The sequence below is a fragment of the Agrobacterium sp. 5Ca50 genome, from assembly GCF_055381905.1.
Genome location: NZ_AP026438.1, coordinates 3,502,501 through 3,527,795 on the forward strand (window position 1 = coordinate 3,502,501; position 25,295 = coordinate 3,527,795).

Here is a 25,295-nt window from a genome sequence, read left to right on the forward strand (position 1 = left end):
CCCGGTGCTGGAAGGTTAAAGGGAGGGGTGCAAGCTCTGAACTGAAGCCCCAGTAAACGGCGGCCGTAACTATAACGGTCCTAAGGTAGCGAAATTCCTTGTCGGGTAAGTTCCGACCTGCACGAATGGCGTAACGACTTCCCCGCTGTCTCCAACATAGACTCAGTGAAATTGAATTCCCCGTGAAGATGCGGGGTTCCTGCGGTCAGACGGAAAGACCCCGTGCACCTTTACTATAGCTTTACACTGGCATTCGCCAAGGCATGTGTAGGATAGGTGGTAGGCTTTGAAGCAGGGACGCCAGTTCTTGTGGAGCCATCCTTGAAATACCACCCTTATCTTCGTGGATGTCTAACCGCGGTCCGTTATCCGGATCCGGGACAGTGTATGGTGGGTAGTTTGACTGGGGCGGTCGCCTCCGAAAGAGTAACGGAGGCGCGCGATGGTTAGCTCAGACCGGTCGGAAATCGGTCGTCGAGTGCAATGGCATAAGCTAGCCTGACTGCGAGACTGACAAGTCGAGCAGAGACGAAAGTCGGTCATAGTGATCCGGTGGTCCCGTGTGGAAGGGCCATCGCTCAACGGATAAAAGGTACGCCGGGGATAACAGGCTGATGACCCCCAAGAGTCCATATCGACGGGGTTGTTTGGCACCTCGATGTCGACTCATCGCATCCTGGGGCTGGAGCAGGTCCCAAGGGTATGGCTGTTCGCCATTTAAAGCGGTACGTGAGTTGGGTTCAGAACGTCGTGAGACAGTTCGGTCCCTATCTGCCGTGGGTGTAGGAATATTGACAGGATCTGTCCCTAGTACGAGAGGACCGGGATGGACGTATCTCTGGTGGATCTGTTGTCCTGCCAAGGGCATAGCAGAGTAGCTATATACGGAATGGATAACCGCTGAAGGCATCTAAGCGGGAAACCAACCTGAAAACGAGTATTCCCTATCAGAGCCGTGGAAGACGACCACGTTGATAGGACGGGTGTGGAAGTACAGTAATGTATGAAGCTTACCGTTACTAATAGCTCGATCGACTTCTTCGTTCTCATTGTTCATGTCCATCAAGACGTGTTAAATTAAAGTGAGCTTCAAGCTCTCCAGCTTCTCGAAAACAACGTAAGTTGTTGCGTTTTGCCGACCTGGTGGTTATTGCGGGGCGGCTGCACCCGTTCCCATTCCGAACACGGCCGTGAAACGCCCCAGCGCCAATGGTACTTCGTCTTAAGACGCGGGAGAGTAGGTCGCTGCCAGGTCTGCTAAACGCAACTCAAAGCTTACAAAACATCTTCTCATCACAAAAAGGGCCTCGATGCCCAACACGAGGCCGCTATCAAAGCGGCCTTTTGCGTTTAAGGCCAATTCTTGGACTCATGCCGTCCCGCATTCCGAAAAGCTAACTCTTTGAGGGCTGATAGATCGGGAAAACTGGCAAGTTCAGGAAACGCGAGACAAATTGCAACGCAATTTGCTCGGCACAGATCCGTCAATCGCTAGAGCGATCGACGTCGTCGCGACAAATCCTCTGGATTTGCGCTGGTTCGGACAAACTGCCATGCAGTTTACCGAGTACGGACAAACTGTTTTACAGTTTGCCGAGGGGTATTTTGCCTTTGGCAAAAACCTGGTAACGCGGGGTGGAGCAGCCCGGTAGCTCGTCAGGCTCATAACCTGAAGGCCGCAGGTTCAAATCCTGCCCCCGCAACCAATAAAACAAGCCCGCAGCAAGCGGGCTTTTTTGTTGCTAACGCGTCGAGGAGTTAACGCCTCCTCAGGGGCCCGCAAGGAGGCACAGCCGACGCAACGGGACAGAAAAATCCTAAATCCTGCCCCGCAACCAAATCACCAAAACATCCCCCAAAAAATCAAAATCTCAAAGCTAAAAGAAACCGCAGACCATTGCCGGCACCTACGCGCCCGCGAAAATAACCCTGCTCAAAGCACAACGACCAAGGCACACCAAAGCTGCCCAATGCGAAAGTCAAAGCCACGAAAAACCGCCGGCGACAAAACGCTCAATAACCAATGGTAGACGTCCCACCAGAAAATCATGGCCACGCTCGCACAACATGCTCGCTCAGAAAATCCAAATAGGCGCGTACCCGGCCAGACAATGGTCCCGAACCACCATAGACCCACCAGATAACCTCGGCATCACGTGGATTATAATCGTCCAGAACAGACACAAGTCTGCCCGCCTCAATATCCTCCTCCACATGAAAACCGCCAACACGCCCCAAGCCTAAACCATCAAGGCACAATCGCCGCATCGCCTTGACGAAATCATTGAAGGCACGCAGCGGAGACCGAACAACACGACGGCCGGCGCCGAAAGTCGGCGTAATGTGCTGCACCACTTCTTATGATCAGCCCGGCGCGAAAGGCAGGGCGGAATAGAGCTGATCGATCGACTTGCTTGCACCTCAGAGGGCGACAATGACCGCAATGTAAGCGCCGCCTCTCAACCAGGTCGCAGAATAACTCTGCGCGCGCGGCCTCCGGAGGCGAACTGGAAGGCGCAAACCTACGTCACGGGGCAAACCTCAATCACCTAAAAGCAAAAGTCGGACGGGCCACAGAGGCATAGGAACCGCTGCGCAACGAGCCAGCTCCTATGTCATAGTGGACGAACGAAACGCTCAGAGAGAGGCGTACAAATCGCAATGAAGCAAAAGCAGAAAGCAGGCGGCCAGCGTATCAGAATAGGTCCCGGTTTAATGGGGTAAAAAAAAATACAGCCGGAATCTAAAAGGCGGGAGCCACCTGCTTTGAAAAAGCACCGTTTGAAGATGGCAAGGAACGACACTTCAAAGAAGAAGTGTCGACTGGAGTGAATAGGGTGAGCCGAAAAAAAGGCGTCGAGCAACACGAAGTTAAAGAAAAATCTCCAGCGAAAAGAGAATAGGCGAGGAGAATGCGGCAGCACTAGACGGCCGGATTTCACTTCTGCTCCCGACAAGCCCATTCAGGAAAAATGCCCCCAGCGCCGGCCAGAGAAAAGCCGCCGATGGATATCTCCAGCGGCGGCCCTCAGTTACTTGGTTCAAGAAGCATCTGTCAAAAGACGAGCCTTATTCCCACTCGATCGTGCCAGGTGGCTTCGAAGTCACATCATAAACCACGCGATTGATGCCGCGGACTTCGTTGATTATACGTGTCGCGGCACGGCCAAGGAATTCCATATCGTAGTGATAGAAATCGGCTGTCATACCATCTACGGAGGTTACAGCGCGTAGGGCGCAGACAAATTCGTATGTGCGGCCATCGCCCATGACGCCAACGGTTTGAACCGGCAGCAAAACGGCAAACGCCTGCCAGATAGCATCGTAAAGGCCAGCCTTGCGGATTTCATCCAAATAGATGGCATCAGCTTCGCGCAGGATTTCGAGCTTCTCGCGGGTAATACCGCCCGGGCAACGAATGGCAAGACCAGGGCCTGGGAAAGGATGGCGGCCGATAAAGCTGTCCGGCAAGCCAAGTTCACGGCCGAGCACACGCACTTCGTCCTTGAACAGTTCGCGCAGCGGCTCAACCAACTGCATGTTCATACGCTCAGGCAGACCGCCGACATTGTGGTGCGACTTGATGGTCACGGATGGGCCGCCGGTAAAGGAGACGCTTTCGATAACGTCAGGGTAAAGAGTGCCCTGGCCGAGGAAATCGGCGCCGCCAAGTTTCTTGGCCTCATCCTCAAAGGTCTCAATGAACAGGCGACCAATAATCTTGCGCTTGGTCTCAGGATCGCTGACTCCTTCGAGCTCGCCGATAAAGCGATCAACAGCGTCAACGTGAATGAGATGCAGGTTGTAGTGTTCCTTGAACATGGCAACCACATTGGCTGCCTCGTCCTTGCGCATCAGGCCATGATCCACGAGGATACAGGTGAGCTGGTCACCAACGGCTTCATGGATGAGCAGCGCTGCGACAGAGCTGTCTACGCCGCCAGAGAGGGCACAGATAACACGCTTGTCGCCAACCTGGTCACGGATAGCCTGAACAGCTTTGGCACGGTAAGCCGACATCGACCAGTCGCCCTTGATGCCCGCAACCTTGTGAACAAAGTTGGAAATCAGTTTAGCGCCATCGGGCGTGTGCACGACTTCCGGGTGGAACTGAACGGCGTAATATTTCTTCTTTTCGTTGGCGATGAATGCAAACGGCGCATTGGATGAGGTAGCAACCACCTCAAAACCGTCTGGCAGAGCCGTTACGCGATCACCATGGCTCATCCACACCTGATGGCGAGAGCCAACAGACCAGACGCCGTCAAACAGGGCGCAGTCCTTGTCGATCTCGAGGAAGGCACGACCGAATTCGCGGTGATGCCCGCTTTCGACTTTGCCACCGAGCTGCATACACATGGTCTGCTGACCATAGCAGATACCAAAAACTGGAACGCCGCTATCGAACAGAACTGGTGCAGCGCGTGGGCTACCGTCTTCCAGTGTCGAGGCTGGGCTGCCGGAAAGGATAACCGCCTTGGGCTGCAGACGTTTGAAACCGTCCTCAGCTGATTGGAAGGGAACGATTTCGCAATACACGCCGGCTTCACGGACACGGCGCGCAATGAGCTGCGTGACCTGGCTACCGAAATCGATGATGAGAAGGCTGTCGGGATGTGCTGTGTTTTCCATGGCGAGCCTTTAAAGAAATCCGGCAGATTAGGCAACTGTCAGATGACCCCAAACAGCAGAATTTCTGCGGTGAGGCAATGGTTCAAAGGGCAATCTGGCCCTGTTCAACCGCTGATGTCAGTCGATCAATGGCCAGCGCCAGCTTCTCATCGATGATATCAAGATATTCCGTCCAGTCATCGACGTGGTGAAGCTCTGCCTTGCCATCGGAAATTCCCCGCAAACCTACCATTGGAATGCCAAAATACTGGCAGGCGCGCAACACGGCAAAACTCTCCATCTCCACCATATCCGCGTCGATCGTGTCATAGGCGGAACCGGATACGATGTTGCCTCCGGTCGATAGTCGAGCACCCTCAATTCCGGGAATGAAAAACGGCAGCTTTACTTCCGCCGGAAGGTCGAGAAATGGCGTGCGGCCCTTCTCAAAGCCCAAGGGGGATGCGTCCATGTCGCGGTAGGAAATGGATGTTGCCTGGTAAACACCTGTTTGCTCCAAACTGCGCGAGCCGGCAGAGCCAAGTGAAACAACAAGGTCAGGCAGCTCACCTTTGGTCTTGAGCAGAGACAGGGCGGCGGTCAGGGACACAGCAGCTTCGACCGGTCCAACGCCAATCATCAGTGGCGATATTCTTGCTTTGAGGTGTGGACCGTACTCCGCTTCTGCTGCCATGGCAAAAAGGATTGATTTCCCGGTAATATCAAGAAGTTGAAAATCCATAAGACTATACCTTTCGACGTGCTGAAAGGTCTTTTTTTAGCCGATGAATATGACGATGCCTAGCGCATGGTTTAGGCGCGGCGTATGACGGCGGCCTCATGCGATCCAAGTATATCGTTAACGAAAAATTTATACGGGAAATAAAGTGAAAATATATATCATTATATTTTCACTGCGTCACCTTGCGTGGTTTTAAGCAATATGGTGAGGATTCAAGTGTTTTTCAGGCTATACGCGCCGAATTTTTCTCAACAGGGCGAGACAGGTGTCCCGCCACGCAACAGGCTGTAAACTCGGAATTAAAGCTGCACCTTATCGAAAGCAGCAGCATCGATACCAAGGGCTTCAAGGTCGGATTGGGCTGGCTTGCGGTGAGCGCGAACAGCGGCAGAAACCGATGCAGCGGCACCAAAAATAGCGATCGTCTGGCCAATGAAATTACGCGAATTCTTTGCGATATTACGCATTTTACTCTCCGTTTTCTTGTACGCCCTAATAATGGTGCTTGAAGAGACTGTTTACAACCGATGATATAGCAGGCAAGCCATGCAGAAATGTTTGATCTCGCGCAAAAGCTGCTCGGGAAATTTGCACAGTCGCTAGAATTTGTTATGGATTGCATCTGTTTGATCAAGAATACGGGAAGCCGATGACAGTCACCATTTATGGCATCAAGAATTGCGACACGATGAAAAAGGCCCGCACGTGGCTGGAAGTGCACAACATCGATTATCGTTTTCACGACTACAAGGCGGAAGGCATTGACCGTGCGCACCTTGAAAACTGGTGTGGCAAGGCGGAATGGGAAACGGTGCTAAATCGCGCCGGCACGACCTTCAGAAGGCTGGACGATGCATCTAAGGCTGATTTGTCGAGAGATAAGGCGCCCTCATGCTCGAACAACCCTCGATGATCAAACGTCCGGTGCTCGAAAAGGACGGAACCGTAACAGTCGGTTTTAAGCCTGAAATTTACGAGCGCCTGTTTTCCGCTTGAAGTGAGAAATAATGTCCAAGACCACGCGAGCGACTAAGGCTCTCAGCCAGAACAAGATCACGTTTTCGACCGTCACCTATGACTATGACCCCGGGGCGGATCGCATCGGTCTGCAGGCGGCAGAGGCGATCGGTGAGCCTCCGCATCGCGTTCTCAAGACATTGATGGCTGAATTGGACGGCAAACCTCTATGCGTCGTAGTTCCGTCAGATAAGGAAGTCAGCATGAAAAAGCTGGCATTGGCCTTTGGTGGCAAGTCGGCCCAGATGATGAAGCCTGCGGAAGCGGAGCGCATCACCGGTTACCACGTCGGGGGTATCAGCCCGTTTGGACAGAAAAAGAAAGTGCCAACAGCAGTTGAGCAGCAGGCGATGACTGAGGCGTATGTCTACATCAATGGTGGTCAGCGTGGCCTTCAGGTGCGCCTGTCGCCACAAGATGCTGTCACAACACTCAATGCCATTGTCGCCCCGATTGTCGCGGAATAGTTATTCTCAAGACAGGGTGGTGTTGCGGGTCGACGGAGAGAGGTGATTGTTCGCCGCCTGAAATTTATCACGTTCATGGTTCCCAAGTCGGGCCGCAGGCTCTAAGAATCCAGCCCTGCGTTCCGTTCTGGTAACAAAGTTCGAGGTAAATCATGACACTCTCATCTTCGTCATCCATTGATCCTGTCAAACTTGAAAAGCTGGCCGAAGTGGCCGTCAAGGTGGGTCTGCAATTGCAGAAGGATCAGGATCTGGTCATCACGGCGCCGCTCGCTGCCCTGCCTCTGGTTCGGTTTTTGACCAAGCACGCCTATCTGGCTGGCAGCGGATTGGTGACGACATTCTATTCGGATGAGGAAACCACGCTGGCGCGCTATCGCCATGCCAGCGATGGCAATTTCGACAGAGCGTCCGGCTGGCTGTACGAAGGCATGGCAAAAGCCTATGCAAACGGCGCTGCACGCCTGGCTATTTCCGGCGACAATCCAATGCTGCTTTCGGCGGAAGATCCGGCAAAGGTTGCTCGCGCCAACAAGGCCAACTCCATGGCTTACAAACCTGCTTTGGAGAAGATTTCCAATTTTGATATCAACTGGAACATCATTTCCTACCCCAACCCTTCTTGGGCCAAGTTGGTATTTCCCGATGTGCCGGAAGACGAGGCGGTCAAGAAACTGGCCAATGCGATATTTGCGGCCTCGCGTGTTGACGTGGCTGATCCAGTCGCTGCGTGGGTTCAGCACAATGCCAACCTTGCCAAGCGTTCAAAGTGGTTGAATGGCGAACGTTTCGCCAGCCTGCACTTTACCGGCCCCGGTACGGATGTGACGATCGGCCTTGCTGATGGCCATGAATGGCACGGCGGTGCATCGACGGCAAAAAATGGCGTGACCTGCAATCCGAATATTCCGACCGAAGAAGTGTTCACCACACCGCATGCGCTGCGGGTCGATGGTTATGTCTCGAGTACCAAACCTTTGTCGCATCAGGGCACCTTGATCGACAACATCCAGGTGAAGTTTGAGGCTGGCCGTATCGTAGAGGCCAAGGCAAGCAAGGGTGAAGAGGTCCTGAACAAGGTACTGGATACAGACGAAGGTGCTCGCCGGTTGGGCGAGGTGGCGCTGGTGCCACATTCTTCGCCGATCTCGGCCAGCGGCATTCTGTTCTACAACACGCTGTTTGATGAAAATGCATCCTGCCACATTGCCCTTGGCCAATGCTATTCAAAGTGCTTCCTTGATGGTGCCTCGCTCAGCCAGGAGCAGATCAAGGCCCAAGGCGGGAATTCAAGCCTTATTCACATCGACTGGATGATCGGTTCCGACAAGGTCGATATCGATGGTGTTCGCGCAGACGGGACGAAGGTGCCCGTCATGCGCAAGGGCGAATGGGCCTGATCTTTATCGGGGCATCTGGCTGCGCTGACTTAACCAGACGCTGCCCAGCACCATTATGAAGCCGACAATTTGGACTGGCGCTAGGCTTTGACCAAGCGCCAGCCAGCCGAGCAATGTTGCGACCAGTGGGCTAAGAAAGCCAAGAGAAGCAGCGGCTGACGGTTCAATACGGGAGAGCCCGCGGAACCAGAGCAGATAGGTGAATGCTGCACCTATCAGGCCGAGATAGGCAATACCCAGAATATTTGCTGTGCTGGGCGTCGGCAGGGCTGGCTCCAGCAGCAGCGCCACTGGTACAAGCAAAATTCCACCGGCGGTCAATTGCCACGCTGTAAAGGTTAGACTGGAAACTGCCGGTTGCCAGCGACGCGTCAGAACCGTGCCAAACGCCATCGATACCGCACCTGCGATACCCGCAGCGACACCGATGGGATCAAGTGCGGCCTGAGGTGTCAAAACCAGCAGTGCCACGCCCGCTATGCCGATTAGGCCAGCAACAATCGCAAGAAAACGGATTGGCGTGCCAAGGAAGACGCGTGAAAGGGCAATTACGATCAAAGGCTGAACTGCGCCAACTGTAGCGGCGACACCGCCGGGCAATCGGTATGCTGAGACAAATAGCATGGCCCAGAAGAACGAGAAGTTGAGGCTTCCGAGAAGGAAGCTGCGCCCCCACCAGATACCGTTTGGCAGTTTTCTCACCAGCAACATTAAAAGCAGGCCAGCGGGGAGGGCGCGCAACATAGCAACTGTTGATGGGTAGCCGTGCGGCAAGAACGACGTGGTGACAAAATAGGTGCTACCCCAGATCGCTGGGGCAATGGCCGTCGCTGCAACATCGGTTGTGTATCGGAAATTTCGCATCATAAAACAATCTCTACATCAAGATAAATCAGGATTGATGTATTTTGTCTTGATGTCAAGATAATATTGGTGGCCAGTCACTTTGGAGTTTGGGCGGGGATGCTGAATGCTGGCCAAATGCGAACGCCTGACCGCGTTCGCAGAGCGCTGGCAGTGTAGCGGCTGAATTGACCTGAGCCACCTTCTGAGAAATCTGTATCTCTGCTGCATTCAGTCAGTTGCATTTAGCGTTGTCGAGGTAAGGTGGCCGAGGAAGAAAACTGATTGTGTCGTCCTGATCGTCGATTTGCTGGATCGGCGATATGACCGTGCGCTTGAACACGACAAGAACCTGCAACGGTCGTCCTGTGAGTTCGAGCAAGGCTAGACAATCTGGTTTTGCCGCCGATAGTGCATTGGGAATCCTGCTACTCGGCAATTCACTGCATAATTTTTTCCTAAATTAGGCTGCGATTTGGCGAATTATGCCGTAACGTGACCTTGCACATATCAACGAACTCTTGTACGCAATAATCCATAAACCTGTAGTACAGGTTGGAGGAGAAATGTTTACAGAGGTTTCGCAGGACCTTGGCCTTGTCAGTGGTGCTATCAGCGCCATCACCCGCCATATCAGAGAAAATGAATTGGCTCCGGGTGAAAAATTGCCAAGCGAAATGACGCTGTCGCAGCAGCTTGGTGTGTCGCGCACGGTTGTGCGTGAGGCATTCCGGTCGCTCTCCGCCATGCGGCTGATTGATATGAGTCCCGGCAAGCGTGCAACAGTTGCCACGCTTGATCATGGTGCAATGTCGCTGATGTTCGAACATGGCATTCATACCGAACAGATCACTATTCAGCAGATCTACGATGTTCGTCGTACCATAGAGGTGCGGACGGTTACGCTGGCTGCGCTACGCCGCACCGACAGCGAGGCGCTGGACATTCTGCACCATGCCAACCAGATGGAAGTCGATTTTGGCCACAATGAAAAGGTCATGGAACACGACCTCGCCTTCCATCTTGCCGTTGCAAAAGCCTCTAAAAATCCGGTGTTTGAGCTCATTCTGGGTGCGTTCCAGAATGTCACACGCCAGACATGGCCGATTGGCTGGAAAAGCCGCACATCGGACGAACAACGCCATGCGGCAGGCCAACTTCATATTGCCATCGGGCAGGCCATTGCCGCAGGTGATCCGCAAATCGCCGCGACATTGATGGCGAAACATTTCGACGAGAGCGTGCACGCACTCATCGCAGCAGGAATAGCATAATCTGTCTTATGTGGTTCAGGAGCAGCTGATTTTCCCTGAACCGCTTTCCAGGAGGAAATCCATGAAAATTACGAAACTTGAAACCGTCCGCGTCGCGGAACGGGCAAACCTTCTATGGGTATTGGTTCACACGGACGAAGGCATAACCGGTCTGGGTGAAACCTTCTACGGCGCTGAGACCGTTGAAGCCTATGTGCATGAATATATTGCACCACGAGTGATTGGGCGTAATCCTCTGGAGATCGACCTGTTGGCGCAGGATCTGGTGGGTTACCTCGGTTTCCGGTCTTCCGGTGCCGAAGTACGCGGAAACTCGGCTTTTGACATCGCGCTCTGGGATATTTTCGGCAAGGTGACAAACCAGCCGATTGCCCAGCTCCTTGGTGGTTTCAGCCGCAAGGAAATCCGGACCTACAACACCTGTGCAGGCACGGAATATATCAAAAAGGCGACCGGTCAGCAGACCGGCAATTACGGCCTGTCCGGCGGCAAGGAATATGACGATCTCAACGGCTTCCTGCACAATGCCGATGAGCTTGCGCATTCACTGCTGGAAGAAGGCATCACAGCCATGAAAATCTGGCCGTTTGACGCGGCCGCCGAAAAGACCCGTGGTCAGTATATCTCGATGCCGGATCTGAAAAGCGCACTGGTACCGTTTGAGAAAATCCGCAAGGCCGTTGGCGACAAAATGGACATCATGGTGGAGTTCCACTCCATGTGGCAACTTCTGCCCGCCATGCAGATTGCCAAGGCACTGGAGCCCTACAACACCTTCTGGCACGAAGACCCGATCAAAATGGACAGCCTGTCCAGCCTCGCACGTTACGCTGCCGTATCGCCGGCACCAATTTCGGCGTCTGAAACGCTCGGCTCTCGTTGGGCGTTCCGTGACCTTCTGGAAACCGGTGCCGCTGGCGTGATGATGCTGGATATCAGCTGGTGCGGTGGTATTTCAGAAGCCCGCAAGATCGCTTCCATGGCTGAAGCCTGGCACCTGCCGGTCGCGCCGCATGACTGCACCGGTCCGGTTGTGCTGTGCGCTTCTACCCACCTCTCGCTCAATGCGCCAAACGCATTGGTTCAAGAAAGTGTCCGTGCCTTCTACAAGACTTGGTACCGCGATCTGGTGACGGCGTTGCCTGAAGTGAAAAACGGCATGATCACTGTGCCACCCGGTGCCGGCCTCGGCATGGAACTGCACCCGGATCTCGAAAAGGCCTTCACCGTCAGCCGTCGTTTCTCGGATGCCAATTCGATCTAAACCGATCATTCATCGCGCAAAGTTGCCAGCCAGCTTTGCGCGATGACCTTTAGAACAGACTGCCCTGATCCGTCGGGGTGGATGATGCTGGCTTTGCTGGCTTCTTTTTAGGCGCCGACGTCTCCGTTGGAGATGCAGCCCCGGTCTCATCCGTGGTAACGGCTGACACACGACCATCGGCAAATTCCATTGACACAAACATGCCGCTGCTTACGGCTTCGGCGCGCGTTAATGTACGGTTTTCCTCATCGCGGATGACAGCATAACCGCGTTTCAGAACATTTTTATAAGACAGAGATTGTAGAATACGCTCATGTGCCGCCAGTCCTGAGCGGTTCTGTGCCATGCGGTGCAGAACCGCTGTATCGGCGCGCCGCGAAATACCCGTAACCCGTTCTTTTTGGCGTTCAACTTGCCCCAGCAGCCGCACAGGCAAGGTGCGTAGGGCGGAATCAAACGACGATACGCGAGCGGTAGCCTGCAACAGCCGACGTTCAACAATCCGATCAGACCGCTGCATACGCTCAGTAAGCGCCTGACGCTGCACTTGCAGGCGGTGAACCAGCATGTCCAACCGCAGGCCCGAGGCGATGCGTTCAAAGGCGCGTCGCTTGTTCAGCGTATTCAACTCAAGCCCGCGACCAAGTCCACTGGCAGCCTCGTCAAAACGACGACGGGGCAGGGCCAGAAGCTGGTCTAGCGAAGGCAATGCACGAACCAGCGCCCGCAGACCCTGGCGACGATTGTCCATTTGCCGTGTCGTTGAACCAGCAAGTCGTGCAGCAAGTCCAGCAAGCTGCGTTTGCAAATCTGCACGAACAGGAACCGCCATTTCGGCAGCACCGGTTGGTGTTGGTGCACGCACATCGGCTGCGTGGTCTATTAGCGTCCAGTCGGTTTCGTGGCCAACGGCAGATATCAGCGGAATATCGCTGTCAGCGGCTGCACGAACCACAATTTCGTCGTTGAAGCTCCATAGGTCTTCAAGGCTGCCGCCGCCGCGCGCAACGATCAGGACATCCGGTCTGGCAATAGCGCTGCCGGGGGCGATCGCATTAAAGCCCCTGATGGCATTTGCAATTTCCTCTCCCGAACCGTCACCTTGCACTTTCACCGGCCATACAATGACGTGAACCGGAAAACGATCGGCAATACGGTGAAGGATGTCGCGAATAACTGCTCCGGTGGGCGAAGTTACGACGCCTATAACCCTGGGCATGAACGGCAGCAGTTGTTTTCGCCCCTGATCAAACAGCCCTTCGGCAGCAAGCCGGCGGCGACGTTCTTCCAGAAGCGCCATCAACGCACCGGCGCCGGCCGGTTCCAGGTTTTCGATAACGATCTGGTACTTGGACGAGCCAGGGAATGTGGTGATCTTGCCCGTGGCAATCACTTCCATGCCTTCTTCCGGCCGGAACTTCAGCTTGCTGAAACTGCCTTTCCAGATCACTGCATCGATCCGCGCCTTGTCGTCCTTCAAGGAGAAGTACGCATGGCCCGAAGAATGTGGCCCACGATAACCGGAAATCTCACCGCGCACCCGCACATGATCAAACGCCGTCTCAACCGTCCGCTTGATGGAACCGGATAGTTCCGAAACGGAAAACTCGGTGAGATTGCTGCCAGAATCGCTCTCGAAAAAATTGCTCATTCCCGTTTCTAGCCAATGATGACCGGTTTGTGAACGTTTATGGAGAGATTGTAACGTGACGATTAATGACGGTGAAACCATAACCCTACAAAGGGCTGAAACCTGCTTGCTTCCATGACCTATCGCAATGTTTCTTTAGGATATGCGGGCCATTTTGAGGTCAGTTAAAGTCGCACAGGAGGCGGACAAATGATCTTCTTAACCGCCATGGTTTTGGGCATGACAGCCGTTATGCTTCGCTCGGCATTTTGCATCATCCTCATCTGTTTGATGATCGGTGGCACCTTCGCAGCTGCAGCTTTTGTCTCAGCCGGTCCTGTCGCCTTCTTGCCGTTGGTGATCGCTGTTGCCGGATACAATACCGGTATCATCAGCCTGCTTTGCGGCATGCTGCTGGTTCACAGACTGCGCGCCGCCTAACACTCAAGTCATCACCCAACAGGTCCGCCTCAGGGGCGAACCGTGTAAAGCTGCAGGCTGGACGTTTCATCCTTGGGCAGAGCCTCCAGATAATCCGGGACAACACCACGCGCCAGCGACGCGTACAGCCCATCCGGTGCCGCTTCGACAAGATTTTTCGTGCCTATATCACTGGGGCAGAAGGCAAGAATGCCAACATCTGCACCACGCAGGAAAGCCTCTGCTTCCGTGGGCGATGACAGGCCGATATGGATTTCTGCCAGCATGCCACCCTGATTGCGGTGATAAGGTGCGCTGAGCACCCTGTGATCGGTAAATCGAAGGATAGGTGCGCCGCTATCGACAGGGGCCGCGACAACGGTAGCTGGCAGGTGTGCCAATTGCGCGAAATCGCCTCTGCTCACGCAGGCTGTGTTACCTCCGACGTCAGCAACTGTGCGACCGCTAATCATATTCCACCCGGTAATCGACCAAGAGGCCGCCAGAGCCCAGATCAGCGGCGTGGAAATGGCAAACAGCAGAAGATAGCCGAAGCTTGCACTAGAAGACTGTTTTTGCATTGCTGCTTCGCGCAGGTTCGCAATCGTAACCGCGAGAACGGGGATGGAAATCAGATTTGCGAAAACTGCGACGCGAAGCTGAATCAATGAAATTACCCAGCAGATCAGAATCAGGAGAAACAGCACGGCGTGAGGAAGGGCCTTGTGACCGCTGGTGATTTGGTAAAGGCAGAGCCCCATAGCCAGTAAGCCCGGCGCATAAAATGCACCAAGTCCCTCCGGCTCGATCCGTGCCTGCGCGATGACACTGCGTGCCTCACCCACATTGTTGAGCCATAATTTGACCAGCAGCGGATCGAGGTTTGCAAGTGGGCTTTGCAGGCACTGCGGTGCCAGCACCGATGCTGTGCTGAGAATGGCAACGCCATTGATCGTCAGAAGTGCGAAGCGTTTTGTCCTGGAAAGAGCTGAGGCGGCGCTGGCGGAAAGGAAAAGTAGTGTTCCACCGATTGCGGACAGCCCGTAAAAGCCGAGAGAAAGGCTGTCGCAGGTTACCAGTGAATAGGATGACGATGGAACGGTTAGAAAGAACAGGGCTGATATCGTGAGCGTCAGGGAAAGGCCGAACGCCTTGGCAGCAGCGCGGAATGCTTCGCCAATGATGGCCCACGACAAGGCCACCGCAAGAGCCGTTGCTGCAATCAGCGGCGTTGTTTCTGCACCAATTGCGATGGCAAAGGCGGCACAAGCACCGGCCACCGCGTAGTTTGAGGCTCGAAATTTGGGGTCAAGCAGCATGGCGACAATCACCATCGTCAGCACAAGCTGCACATTGTGATGGTCAATCGCACCGGGATAGAAGCGACTGCTGCCGAAGGCGAGCAGGGCGGCCATCAGCAGGCTGATATGCATGGTGGCTTCTCCACCCATGCGACGACCGGCAAGAGCCGTTGCTGCAAAAAGCGGAAAAAGCAGCGAAAGTGGCCAGACAGCAAGTGCGACCCTCTCCGCACCTTCAGGCGATAGGAACAGGCCAAAAAAGCTGATCAAGGCGGCGATGGGCACATCGATGACGCGCGACCAGTGCATCAGCGTTCCGCCGGTGAGGCCAAGCCTATATTGCATCAGGTCAAACCATCCCTGACCGGCAAGCAGGTCGCGTACTTCCACCAGACGCATTGTGTCGTCATTATCGAGGCCGACATAATCCGTTGCCGTGAACAGGTTACCGAAGAAAATAATACCGGCCGTGATCAGGAAATAGGCCAGCACAATAAGCCAGAAACGCCCATTGGAGAGAGTGCTGCCGTTTGCCTCTGTCAGGTTGGACCTGCATGTTTCCCTCGAAAGTCCCGGCAGGGTCTCGTCTGTCATGCTGTTATTTTCCGTATGTGTTTACTAGTCTCTTCAACCTAGATTTAACCTTCTCAAGAAATAGTAAAACGGGCTGGTTCTTGTTCTCCGGCTGAAGATTTTCTGTTGTATTGAGTAGAAATCATGACCTTTGCGCCCAGCAGCGATGTAACCGTGGCCGTGTTATTGCCGTGCTATAATGAAGCGGCAACGATTGCCGGTGTCGTGAGAGGTTTTCGCGAGGCTCTGCCAAGTGCCCGCATCGTGGTCTATGACAACAACTCCACTGATGGGACGGCCCTGCAGGCTATGTTGGCGGGCGCGGAAGTTCTGCGTGAGCGCCGTCAGGGCAAAGGTCACGTCGTGCGCCGCATGTTCGCAGACATCGAAGCCGATATCTACGTTATGGCGGATGGAGACGGCACTTATTCTCCAGCAGATGCCGAAGAACTGATCCGCACATTGCTGACGGAACGCGCCGATATGGTCGTGGGTACACGACGTGGCGTCACGGCTGATGCGGGACGTCAGGGCCACGCTGCTGGCAATCGTATGTTCAATATCCTGTATCGCAGTATCTTTGGCACCGATTTTACCGATATTTTCTCCGGCTACCGGGCGTTTTCTCGACGTTTCGTAAAAAGCTTTCCGGCGGTGTCGGCAGGCTTTGAAATTGAAACCGAAATGTCGGTGCATGCATCGCGTCTCAAGTTACCGGTATGTGAGCTGGAGCTGGATTACGGTCGCCGCCCGGAAGGATCGCACTCCAAACTTTCCACCTATAAGGACGGTCTGCGCATTCTATGGATGTTCGCCATGCTGATGAAGGAGACCCGGCCTTTCGCGTTCTTCTCGATGACAAGCGCGGTAACGCTGTCGATCAGCATGGCCTTTATGACGCCGGTTCTGGCGGAGTATTTCGCCACAGGTCTGGTCTCGAAAATGCCGACCTGGGTTCTCTCCATGGCTCTGCTGATGATTTCGTTCCTGATATTTACAGCCGGTCTGGTTCTCGATTCCGTTGCGCGCTCGCGTAATGAACAGCTGCGCATCCATTATCTGAATCAGAAACAAATATCGTCCAAAGCCCTTGCCGAAACACCTGTCCCGCGCCAGAACGGCAACGACAAGGATGTGAGGGTGGCGTGAAAAAACTTTTCTGGTTTGTGATAGCGGGCGGCTCGGGTTTTGCCGTGGATGCCGGCGTAACGCTGTTGCTGATCGCCTACACGCCAGCTGGTCCCTTCATCGCCCGTATTTTTGCGATTGCCACCGCCATGCTGTTCACTTGGCTGGTCAATCGCCATGTCACCTTTGGCAAGTCGGATCGCCGTGTTTTGCATGAGGGCTTTTTATATGCCTTTGTTGGCATCGTCGCGGCCCTGATCAATTACGGCATTTACGCTCTTCTTTTGCTGCGCAATCCCGACCTGCAACCGTTCATCGCGCTGTTTCTGTCATCGCTGTCGGCAATGGCATTCAGCTACTTCGGTTACTCACGGTTCGTCTTTCGTCGCCGCGAAGGTGGCTGATTGCGCTAAAGGACACGGAAACGGCCTACACCGTTTCCCAACCATCCTTGTCAGCCGCGCGATAAATCGCATCGATAAAACGCTGGCTGTTTTTAGAGCTTTCGAGCGACACGACGTCTGCATCGCCGCCCTTTGCGGCCGCCGCAAAGGCTTCAATTTCGCATCGGTATTGGCGGCTGTCCTGAAAACGGAAAATCTGTGACAGGCCATGGCTCTGGTTGGTCAACTCGACCTCCTCGGCGCCGTAACGGTCGGCATTGAAGGGTGATTTTACCTCAATGAAACCTTCGGTGCCGTGGAACACCATGACCTGGCGGTTGGCCATCTGTGTCGAGACATAAAAGCTCAGTTCAAAATCACCGAAGTCAGCTTTGACGCTGGAATAGATATCGGTTCCGAAAACCGGGTCACGCTCCACCACGGCCTGCACGCGCTTCGGCTCCTTGCCGGTCGCGAAACGGGTGGTGATGGTGGGGTATACGCCGATATCGGGAAGGGCGCCGCCACCAAGTTCCGGAATATTGCGCATATTGCCCGGATCGCGATTGAAATAGCTAAATGCGCCCTGCACATGTTTCAGCGTGCCAATCGCGCCAGAGGAGAGCAGTTCGCGCACTTTCAGCCATACAGGAGCGTAGGTCACCATATAGGCTTCCGACACTAGCACCTTGTTGCGATCACGCGCGGCAATCAGGTTGTCGACCTCATCGGCCTTCAGGGCAATCGGCTTTTCGCACAATACATGTTTGCCAGCGTCAGCAGCCTTGATCGTCCATTCAACATGCTGGGAAGTGGGCAAAGGAATGTAGACGGCATCGATGACGTCGGAGGCCAGCATTTCCTCGTAGGAACCAAAGGCGTGTGGCACCGAAAAGCGGTCTGCCAATTGACGTGCTTTGGCAAGATCGCGGCTGGCAATCGCTGTGACAACGGCATTTTCCGCATCTTGAATGGCAGGAATAACCAGATCCCGGCCGATTTTCGCTGTCGACAGAATTCCAAAACGTAGCATGCTCATCTCCCTAGAATGTGGACAGCACCTTAGCATGCCATGATAGACAAGCAACCGAAGACGAAAGACCGGATATGTTGATCGCATTGATGGCTGGATATGTCCTGCATTTGGCGTGTAGCCGCCTTTTTACTTTTATAGAAATGCGAAAAACTGTATCCATTGAAAACTGGAGATACAGAAAATGTCCGATGAGAAAACAGCGCTTTTGGTGATCGATGTGCAGGAATCGTTCCGGCACACACCGTATTTCGAGGAAAGCGGTCTGAATACCTATCTTTCGGCACAGCAGAAACTGATCGATGGTGCAGACACTGCTGGTATTCCGGTCGTCCAGATTTTTCACGTTGACGGTGACCACGCATTTTCCGAAGAAAACGGATTTGTTCGCACGCTTGATGGCATTGAGATCAACCCCGCCGTGACGTTTCGCAAAAACCGCCATTCGGCATTTGTCGGCACGCAGCTTGACGCTTGGCTGAAAGAAAATCGCATCACGCGATTGATCGTTTCGGGTATTCGCACTGAGCAATGCTGCGAAACGACAACCCGCCATGGCTCCGATATTGGTTACAGCGTGGACTACGTAACCGAGGCAACGCTAACCTTCCCCATGACACATGCTTCCGGTGAAGTTTTTTCGCCCGAGCAGATTGCCAAACGCACCGAGTTGGTCCTCGCCGGACGTTTTGCGCGTATCGCCACGGTCGATGACGCTTTGGTAGGAACGAAAGCAACAGCATGATGAACACAAGCGGCGGCGCTTCAAAAACAATTATTTCTGTCTTTGTGGTTCTGCCGCCGCAAACTCTGCTGCTGGACGTCGCTGGCCCACTGGAGGTGCTGCGTTATGCCAATCAACAGCAAAACCACATTCATTTTGATTGCCATTTCATCGCGTCAGGCGAAACACAGTCCACCACCATTGGCCTGACCTTGGCGGGGCTTGAGACTCTGCCGAACGAGTTGCCTGATAATGCCATGGTGCTGATTTCAGGCAGTTCTTCTGTCACGCCGCCCGGTGCCGGTTCAGACAGTGATATCAGCCGGGAAAGGCGTGCTTTGGCCGATTGGCTGCGCAGCACCGTCAGAGACGATACCGTCATTATTTCCATCTGCTCCGGTGCATTGATCGCAGCGCAAGCTGGACTGTTCGACAAACACCAATGCACCACCCATACCGACTGTATAAGTGAATTGCGCCGTGTAGCACCTCTGGCGCAGGTGTTGGAAAACCGGCTGTTTGTCGAGGATGGTAAACGTTTCTCAAGTGCGGGAATTTCGACCGGCATCGATCTGCTGCTGCATATCGTGTCGGGTCTGACGACCCCCGTGGTCGCGGCGCGCATCGCGCAAACCATGGTCGTCTATCTCCGCCGCAGCGGTCACGATCCGCAGATTTCACCTTGGCTGAGCGGTCGCAACCATATTCATCCGTCAATCCATAAGGCGCAGGATGCCATTATGTCCGCACCCGCCGAAGAGTGGTCTTTACCGCAACTGGCGGGACGTTCTGGTCTCAGCCAGCGGCATCTCTCGCGGCTGTTTCGCGAACATACCGGCATGAGCGTGGTGGACTATGTCAACCTGATGCGGGTAAATCTGGCGCGCGATCTGATCAGCAATTCGCGACTGGACATGGAGAGCGTGGCGGAACGCTCCGGTTTTGCCTCGACACGTCATCTTCGCCGTGTGTGGTCTGAACATAATTCCCACTCACCCAGTCATTACCGTTCGCATCTGTCGTGAGATGTGACCGCAGCGATTCATCACGCGGGCAGGCAGTATCCCATCAGGGAAATTCAATGGTTATGTCTCCGCAGGATTGCTAGTTTGGCAAAAGCAGTTTTGAAAAGGAGTATTTGACGTGGAAAAACGCGCCCTTGGCCGCACCGGCCTATCCATCGCACCCATTGTTTTCGGTGGTAACGTGTTTGGCTGGACTGCCGACGAAAAGACCTCTTTCCAGCTTCTGGATGCTTTTTTTGACGCGGGTTTTAATGCCATCGACACGGCAGATGTCTATTCCGCCTGGGTTCCCGGCCATCAGGGTGGTGAGTCAGAAGCAATCATCGGCAACTGGTTGAAACAGAGTTCGGTAAAACGCGAAGATGCTGTCATCGTCACCAAAGTCGGCTTCGATAATAATGAGCGCAAGACAGGTCTGAGCGCCAAGTGGATAAACGAGGCTGTCGATGCATCGCTCAAGCGCCTGCAGACCGATTACATCGACCTTTATCTGGCCCACAAGCCGGATGAGGATGTACCGCTTGAGGAAACGCTTGGCGCATTTGCGCGGCTGAAAGAGCAGGGCAAGATCCGCGCAATCGGTTGCTCGAACTATAGTGCCGAACAGCTTCAGGCATCGCTGGATGTTGCTGCACGCAACAACCTGCCGCGTTACGATGTGCTGCAGCCGGAATATAACCTCTATAACCGTGCCGATTTTGAAGGCCCGCTGGCCGACCTCTGCGTGAAGGAAGATATCGGCGTCATCAACTATTACAGCCTTGCCGCTGGCTTCCTGACCGGGAAATACCGCGCCAAGGTCGATACGGAAGGTGCTGCACGCTCGTATCGGGTAGAAGGTTACGTCAATGACCGCGGACTGGCTGTCCTCGGTGCGATGGACACAGTGGCTGCCGAAACCGGTGCAAAGCTGGCAGATATCGCTCTTGCATGGTTGCTGCGCAAAAAGGCTGTGACAGCACCGATAGCCAGCGCCACAAGCCTGTCGCAGCTGGAGAGTTTCAAGCGGGCAACGGACCTGAAACTGACAGACGACATGATGACGCTTCTCGATAAGACAGGTGCATAATGAGCCTGCAAATTCGTGATGCCCAGCCACAGGATCAGGCCGACTGGCTAAAACTGTGGCGCGATTATCTCGCCTTTTACAATGTTGATCTTGCTGAAGAGGTAACGGCTCATACTTGGGCCCGGGTGATGGACCCGGTCTCTCGTCTGTCCATGCGTCTGGCGGTCCTGGATGGGCAGACGGTGGGATTTGCCATTCACCATTTTCATGACTCCACCTGGGTTAAGGCCCCGGATTGTTACCTGGAAGACCTGTTCATCGATGAGACCATTCGTGGCAAGGGTATCGGCCGCGCCCTGATTGATGATCTGATTGCCATCAGCAAGGAAAAGGGCTGGTCACGCCTCTATTGGCACACCGATGAAAACAATCAGCGCGCTCGCAAGCTTTATGACAGCTATGTCGAAAGCGATGGCCATATCCGCTACCGCCTCAAGTTCTGATCAGCCCTTGAAGCGGAAAAAATCGACGAAGGCCCTCAGCGCCGGCCGCATCTGCCGGCGCGAGGGGTAATAGATATAAAAACCGTCAAACGGTGCACACCAGTCCTCCAGCACACGCACCAAACGGCCAGCCCTTATGTGGTCTTCGACCCGTTGTTCGAACACGAAAGCAAGACCTGCACCGTCAATTGCCGCACGGCAAATGAGGTTTTGGTCCGAAAGGATCAGTTGCCCCTGCACATCAACGACCAGCGGTTTTCCGTCCTTTTCCAGCTCCCATCGATAAATCCGCCCACTTGAAAAACGACGGCTTATGCAGCGATGTTGCATCAGTTCGCGGGGATGTTGGGGAGCTGGATGTTGCTCGAAATAACCAGGTGACGCGACAATCGCGCCGCGCCACGGGCCACTGGCACGAACGGCAATCATGTCTGCTTCCAGATTTTCGCCCAGCCGGAATCCGGCATCAAAACCCTTGGCGACAATATCCTCAAAGCTGTCATGGGTGGCGACTTCAAGGGAAATGTCGGGATAAAGCTCCAGAAACTCGCTTAGCCGCGGCATCAGCAATTCTTCTGCTGCAAGGCGCGGCAAGGTCACGCGCAACGGTCCGGCCGGGCGACCACCCTGTTCGGCAAGCGTGCTGATGACTGTGTCTATATCGCTCAAGGCTGGTGCCAGTGTTTCAAGAAGCCGCCGGCCTTCTTCGGTCGGTGAAACGCTGCGGGTGGTGCGGTGAAGCAGCCGCAGGCCAAGGCTAGCCTCCAGTGCAGAGACCGCATGGCTGACCGCGGATGGCGCAATGCCCAGTTCAGCGGCCGCCTTGCGGAAGCTTTTTTCTTCTGCGACGGTGGCCAGAACGGCCAGTTGTGAAAGCTGAACACGATTCATTGTTCTATTATTTAGAACAACCCACGCGATTTTGCAGCGATTATTTTTATCCGCGCATCGTCATATGGTGTGTCTGTTCCTCAAAAAATATTTCCTTCCTGAAAGGACGGACAAAATGAAAAACAGAACTCTCGGAGAAGATCTTTCTGTCTCGGCGCTTGGCCTTGGCTGCATGGGCATGACCCACGCCTACAGTCCCTCAACAGATCACAGTGGTTCGATTGCCACGTTGCACCGGGCGGTGGAGCTTGGTGTCACCTTTTTCGATACGGCGGAAGTTTACGGTCCCTACGACAATGAAATCCTTGTCGGAAAGGCGCTGCAGCCCTACCGCGACAAGGTGGTGATTGCCACCAAGTTCGGTTTCAAGATCGATACCAGCAAACCGGCCGGCCGGATGATGGGGGGCACCGACAGCCGCCCTGAAAATGTCCACGCCGTGGCCGAAGCCTCTCTGAAACGTCTGGGCGTTGATGTCATCGACCTGTTTTACCAGCACCGTGTCGACCCCAATGTGCCGATTGAAGAGACGGTGGGCGCTATGGCTGAGCTGGTGAAGCAGGGTAAGGTCAAATATCTCGGTCTCTCTGAAGCCAGTGCCGATACCATCCGCAAGGCGCATGCCGAACATCCGATCACGGCATTGCAAAGCGAATATTCGCTCTGGACACGCGATGTCGAAGAAAATGGCGTGCTGGACACCTGCCGCGAGCTTGGTATCGGTTTTGTGCCGTTCAGCCCGCTTGGTCGTGGTGTACTGACCGGAGCGCTGAAAAAGCTGGATGGCCTGTCGGATAATGATTTCCGTCGTTCGCTTCCGCGTTTTCAGGCGGAGAATTTCGATGCCAACCTGGCGCTGGTTACACTGCTGGAAGAGATGGCAGAACAAAAGGGTGTAACAGCCGGTCAACTGGCTCTGGCCTGGGTCCTCGCGCAGGGTGATTTTATCGTGCCAATCCCCGGAACCACCAAGATTGCCAATCTGGAAAAGAACATTGCTGCGGCAGACGTTGTGTTGACCAAGGAAGAGGTCAAGGAGCTTGGCGATATGCTGTCTCCGGCAAAAGTTGCAGGCGGTCGTTATCCGCAGCAACTGGCTTCGATGGCAAGCCGCTGACAGGCGGCCTCAGGCGTGAGTGAGGACACCCTGGCGGTAGGCTGAAGGCGTGGTGCCGACAAGGGACTTGAACACCCGTGTCAAATGGCTCTGGCTGCTGAAACCACAGGCGGACGCGATCTGAGCAATCGGATCGCGTCCTGCCAAAAGCACTTTGGCCTGGGCGATGCGTCTGTGCATCACCCAGACATGTGGGGAAACCCCACAGCTGGCATGAAACATGCGCTGCAGATGAAATTCGCTGAGGCCGGCAATCCCTGCCAGATCATGCAGGGCCAGCGTCTGACCAAGATTGGCATCGATATAATCAATCAGCCGTCGCCGTACCGCTGGCGTCAGGCCACCCTTGATCGAAGGGAACTGCTTTCCGCCGTAACGCGGATCGGTAAACAGTTGAGTCAATGCGCTGGTCACGGCGGCATCTGCGGCCATCCTATCACTTTGCCGGGTTGCCTCTGCAATGCGCTGCAAAGCCTTTGCCATTTCAGGCGCATTGTCGAAGGTTGCCTCGGGCAACACCATCAATCTGGCGTCCTGATCAAACATTTCCGTATAGAAACGGCGCAGGTCGTCATCCTCTACGTAGAGATGCACAAACTCGAAGGTATCAGTGATTTCCCATTCCGACGAGGCGCCTTGCGGCATGACACACAAGGCCCCCGGCCAACCGTTCACACCGCCATTGTCCAACCGCCGCGTGCCGGTGCCGCCTTGCAGGTAAAGGCTGAATGTGTGTCCGTCAGTCCGCTCATATTTCATGCGGTCATGCGCATTGCGCCAGATTGCTGCCGAGCGCCCAAACGAAAGATCGATCGCACCAACCACATCTGCGGAAGGCGACGCCTTGAGAAAACTGAAAACGGATTGCGGTTGAGCCTGCATGATGAACCCTGACGATGAGGCCATTCTACCGAATAGTTTGGGTCCTGTCACAATCTACGCAACGGTTCAGGTAAGCCGAGATCATTTCACCGCAAGAATATGCAAGAATGCGGTTCACTGGCGGCGCATATCTTTCTCGCAATACCGCGAGGACCAAATGGCCAACATCATTCTATTTATTTCCACCGTCTTGATCTGGGGCACCACCTGGATCGCAATTGCCATGCAGGTCGGGCCGGTGCCGGTCCTGGTTTCGGTCTTTTACCGCTTTGCCACCGCAGCAGTTCTGTTTCTCATCGTCCTGATAGTGATGGGAAAACTGAAAATTCCGGCACTGAAAAATCAGCCCTTTATTCTGGCGCAGGCATTTTGCCTGTTCAGCCTCAACTTCATCTGTTTCTACAATGCCGCAAGCTACGTGCCATCGGGCCTGATCTCGGTGATCTTTTCGCTGGCGACGATCTACAACGCCATTAATGCTCGGCTGTTTTTCGGCGATGCGATTACCGGGCGCACGCTGGTGGCGGCCGCTCTTGGCGCATCGGGTCTGGTGTTGCTGTTTGGGCCTGACATCATCATCCACTACAATGTCGACACGTGGAAAGGTGTCAGCCTGTCGGCGCTCGGCACGCTGTTCTTTTCCCTCGGCAACATGGTGTCACGCCGCAACAGCGCGGCTGGCATTACACCGGCTACCTCTAATGCCTGGGGCATGACCTATGGGGCAATCATTCTGTTGGGTTTGATTGCGGTCACTGGAACGCCGGTCGTTGCGCCGCCCGACACCCGTTACCTGCTGGCCATGCTCTATCTCGCTGCCATTGGTTCCGTCGTTGGCTTTACCACCTATCTGATGCTGGTCGCGCGCATCGGATCGTCGCGGGCCGCTTATGCCACCGTGCTGTTTCCAGTGGTCGCGCTGTCGCTTTCGACGCTTTATGAAGGGTATCAGTGGACTTTGCTTGGCGGCATTGGCCTGCTGCTGACGCTGGCCGGCAATGTGGTGATCTTTGCAAAACAACCTGCACCCCGAAAAACGGTGGCGGCTTGAAACGTCT

Annotated in this window: 22 protein-coding genes, 1 tRNA gene, 2 rRNA genes and 2 pseudogenes (1 of these 27 running past the window's edge); 17 read left to right on the plus strand and 10 right to left on the minus strand. The window is 54.5% G+C overall.

All coding sequences use genetic code 11. The annotated features are described in order from the left end of the window. From ACZ5FM_RS16775 to ACZ5FM_RS16785, 3 genes are all read left to right on the plus strand, one after another. A 23S ribosomal RNA gene (locus tag ACZ5FM_RS16775) occupies positions 1-1,044 on the plus strand; it begins 1,757 nt to the left of the window's first position. 95 nt (positions 1,045-1,139) lie between these two features. Beyond that, positions 1,140-1,254: ribosomal RNA gene (rrf, locus tag ACZ5FM_RS16780) — 5S ribosomal RNA — on the plus strand. Positions 1,255-1,629: 375 nt separating this feature from the next. Then, positions 1,630-1,706 (plus strand) — tRNA-Met (locus tag ACZ5FM_RS16785). 340 nt (positions 1,707-2,046) lie between these two features. Here ACZ5FM_RS16785 and ACZ5FM_RS16790 read toward each other — a convergent pair. From ACZ5FM_RS16790 to ACZ5FM_RS16805, 4 genes and pseudogenes are all read right to left on the minus strand, one after another. Next, positions 2,047-2,271, minus strand: a pseudogene (locus ACZ5FM_RS16790) (LysR family transcriptional regulator); the annotation flags it as partial. Between the two features lie 798 nt (positions 2,272-3,069). Then, positions 3,070-4,632: a glutamine-hydrolyzing GMP synthase gene (guaA, locus tag ACZ5FM_RS16795; RefSeq protein ID WP_464039281.1), complete on the minus strand. Its 1,563-nt coding sequence runs from the start codon at positions 4,630-4,632 to the stop codon at positions 3,070-3,072. A gap of 82 nt (positions 4,633-4,714) precedes the next feature. Further along, on the minus strand, positions 4,715-5,353 hold the full coding sequence (locus ACZ5FM_RS16800; protein ID WP_464039282.1) for a 5'-methylthioadenosine/S-adenosylhomocysteine nucleosidase: 639 nt from the start codon (positions 5,351-5,353) through the stop codon (positions 4,715-4,717). A 299-nt stretch (positions 5,354-5,652) separates the two neighbouring features. Further along, a complete protein-coding gene (locus ACZ5FM_RS16805; protein ID WP_192486587.1) occupies positions 5,653-5,820 on the minus strand; it encodes a hypothetical protein in 168 nt (55 codons plus the stop codon). A gap of 182 nt (positions 5,821-6,002) precedes the next feature. Here ACZ5FM_RS16805 and ACZ5FM_RS16810 point away from each other — a divergent pair. The 3 genes and pseudogenes from ACZ5FM_RS16810 (at position 6,003) to ACZ5FM_RS16820 (ending at position 8,237) form a co-directional block, all read left to right on the plus strand. Beyond that, a pseudogene (locus tag ACZ5FM_RS16810) lies at positions 6,003-6,349 on the plus strand (ArsC family reductase). An 11-nt stretch (positions 6,350-6,360) separates the two neighbouring features. After that, positions 6,361-6,837, plus strand: a complete 477-nt coding sequence (ybaK, locus tag ACZ5FM_RS16815) for a Cys-tRNA(Pro) deacylase (protein ID WP_464039283.1) — start codon at positions 6,361-6,363, stop codon at positions 6,835-6,837. A 152-nt stretch (positions 6,838-6,989) separates the two neighbouring features. Further along, positions 6,990-8,237, plus strand: coding sequence for an aminopeptidase (locus ACZ5FM_RS16820; protein WP_464039284.1), 1,248 nt, complete (start codon positions 6,990-6,992; stop codon positions 8,235-8,237). A gap of 3 nt (positions 8,238-8,240) precedes the next feature. Here ACZ5FM_RS16820 and ACZ5FM_RS16825 read toward each other — a convergent pair whose 3' ends face one another. Next, on the minus strand, positions 8,241-9,104 hold the full coding sequence (locus ACZ5FM_RS16825) for an EamA family transporter (protein ID WP_464039285.1): 864 nt from the start codon (positions 9,102-9,104) through the stop codon (positions 8,241-8,243). Between the two features lie 542 nt (positions 9,105-9,646). Here ACZ5FM_RS16825 and ACZ5FM_RS16830 point away from each other — a divergent pair. Further along, a complete protein-coding gene (locus tag ACZ5FM_RS16830) occupies positions 9,647-10,354 on the plus strand; it encodes a FadR/GntR family transcriptional regulator (protein ID WP_250983267.1) in 708 nt (235 codons plus the stop codon). A gap of 61 nt (positions 10,355-10,415) precedes the next feature. After that, positions 10,416-11,618, plus strand: coding sequence for a mandelate racemase/muconate lactonizing enzyme family protein (locus ACZ5FM_RS16835; protein WP_192486594.1), 1,203 nt, complete (start codon positions 10,416-10,418; stop codon positions 11,616-11,618). Between the two features lie 49 nt (positions 11,619-11,667). Here ACZ5FM_RS16835 and xseA read toward each other — a convergent pair whose 3' ends face one another. Then, the gene (gene xseA, locus ACZ5FM_RS16840; protein ID WP_464039286.1) at positions 11,668-13,269 is read right to left on the minus strand and encodes an exodeoxyribonuclease VII large subunit; all 1,602 of its coding nucleotides are present in this window, start codon (positions 13,267-13,269) and stop codon (positions 11,668-11,670) included. Positions 13,270-13,458: 189 nt separating this feature from the next. Here xseA and ACZ5FM_RS16845 point away from each other — a divergent pair, with 189 nt between their 5' ends. After that, positions 13,459-13,689, plus strand: coding sequence for a hypothetical protein (locus tag ACZ5FM_RS16845; RefSeq protein WP_250983269.1), 231 nt, complete (start codon positions 13,459-13,461; stop codon positions 13,687-13,689). Positions 13,690-13,718: 29 nt separating this feature from the next. Here the strand turns inward: ACZ5FM_RS16845 and ACZ5FM_RS16850 are convergent, their stop codons facing one another. Then, positions 13,719-15,563: a hypothetical protein gene (locus tag ACZ5FM_RS16850; RefSeq protein ID WP_464039287.1), complete on the minus strand. Its 1,845-nt coding sequence runs from the start codon at positions 15,561-15,563 to the stop codon at positions 13,719-13,721. 123 nt (positions 15,564-15,686) lie between these two features. Here ACZ5FM_RS16850 and ACZ5FM_RS16855 point away from each other — a divergent pair, with 123 nt between their 5' ends. Both ACZ5FM_RS16855 and ACZ5FM_RS16860 read left to right on the plus strand, forming a co-directional pair. Then, the gene (locus ACZ5FM_RS16855) at positions 15,687-16,691 is read left to right on the plus strand and encodes a glycosyltransferase (protein WP_250983271.1); all 1,005 of its coding nucleotides are present in this window, start codon (positions 15,687-15,689) and stop codon (positions 16,689-16,691) included. Beyond that, positions 16,688-17,074: a GtrA family protein gene (locus tag ACZ5FM_RS16860; protein WP_250983272.1), complete on the plus strand. Its 387-nt coding sequence runs from the start codon at positions 16,688-16,690 to the stop codon at positions 17,072-17,074. The genes ACZ5FM_RS16855 and ACZ5FM_RS16860 overlap by 4 nt, the downstream gene beginning before the upstream one ends. Before the next feature lie 25 nt (positions 17,075-17,099). On the opposite strand, the gene ACZ5FM_RS16865 is transcribed toward ACZ5FM_RS16860, so the two are convergent. Next, a complete protein-coding gene (locus ACZ5FM_RS16865) occupies positions 17,100-18,086 on the minus strand; it encodes a Gfo/Idh/MocA family protein (RefSeq protein WP_250983273.1) in 987 nt (328 codons plus the stop codon). Between the two features lie 184 nt (positions 18,087-18,270). Between ACZ5FM_RS16865 and ACZ5FM_RS16870 the strand changes: the two genes are divergently transcribed. From ACZ5FM_RS16870 to ACZ5FM_RS16885, 4 genes are all read left to right on the plus strand, one after another. Beyond that, positions 18,271-18,831, plus strand: coding sequence for an isochorismatase family protein (locus ACZ5FM_RS16870; RefSeq protein WP_464039288.1), 561 nt, complete (start codon positions 18,271-18,273; stop codon positions 18,829-18,831). Further along, positions 18,831-19,835: a GlxA family transcriptional regulator gene (locus ACZ5FM_RS16875; RefSeq protein WP_250983677.1), complete on the plus strand. Its 1,005-nt coding sequence runs from the start codon at positions 18,831-18,833 to the stop codon at positions 19,833-19,835. The genes ACZ5FM_RS16870 and ACZ5FM_RS16875 overlap by 1 nt, the downstream gene beginning before the upstream one ends. Before the next feature lie 118 nt (positions 19,836-19,953). Then, on the plus strand, positions 19,954-20,904 hold the full coding sequence (locus tag ACZ5FM_RS16880) for an aldo/keto reductase (protein ID WP_464039289.1): 951 nt from the start codon (positions 19,954-19,956) through the stop codon (positions 20,902-20,904). Next, entirely contained in the window at positions 20,904-21,347 is a 444-nt protein-coding gene (locus ACZ5FM_RS16885; protein ID WP_250983276.1) for a GNAT family N-acetyltransferase, read from the plus strand. The genes ACZ5FM_RS16880 and ACZ5FM_RS16885 overlap by 1 nt, the downstream gene beginning before the upstream one ends. Here ACZ5FM_RS16885 and ACZ5FM_RS16890 read toward each other — a convergent pair whose 3' ends face one another. Further along, on the minus strand, positions 21,348-22,238 hold the full coding sequence (locus ACZ5FM_RS16890) for a LysR family transcriptional regulator (RefSeq protein WP_312946765.1): 891 nt from the start codon (positions 22,236-22,238) through the stop codon (positions 21,348-21,350). It abuts the gene before it with no gap. Between the two features lie 115 nt (positions 22,239-22,353). On the opposite strand from ACZ5FM_RS16890, the gene ACZ5FM_RS16895 reads away from it, so the two are divergent. Continuing rightward, positions 22,354-23,355 (plus strand): aldo/keto reductase, encoded by a 1,002-nt coding sequence (locus tag ACZ5FM_RS16895; protein WP_464039290.1) that lies wholly within the window; start codon positions 22,354-22,356, stop codon positions 23,353-23,355. Positions 23,356-23,364: 9 nt separating this feature from the next. On the opposite strand, the gene ACZ5FM_RS16900 is transcribed toward ACZ5FM_RS16895, so the two are convergent. Beyond that, positions 23,365-24,114 (minus strand): helix-turn-helix domain-containing protein, encoded by a 750-nt coding sequence (locus ACZ5FM_RS16900; protein WP_464040489.1) that lies wholly within the window; start codon positions 24,112-24,114, stop codon positions 23,365-23,367. A gap of 280 nt (positions 24,115-24,394) precedes the next feature. On the opposite strand from ACZ5FM_RS16900, the gene ACZ5FM_RS16905 reads away from it, so the two are divergent. Continuing rightward, positions 24,395-25,288, plus strand: a complete 894-nt coding sequence (locus ACZ5FM_RS16905) for a DMT family transporter (protein ID WP_464039291.1) — start codon at positions 24,395-24,397, stop codon at positions 25,286-25,288. Positions 25,289-25,295: the final 7 nt, after the last annotated feature.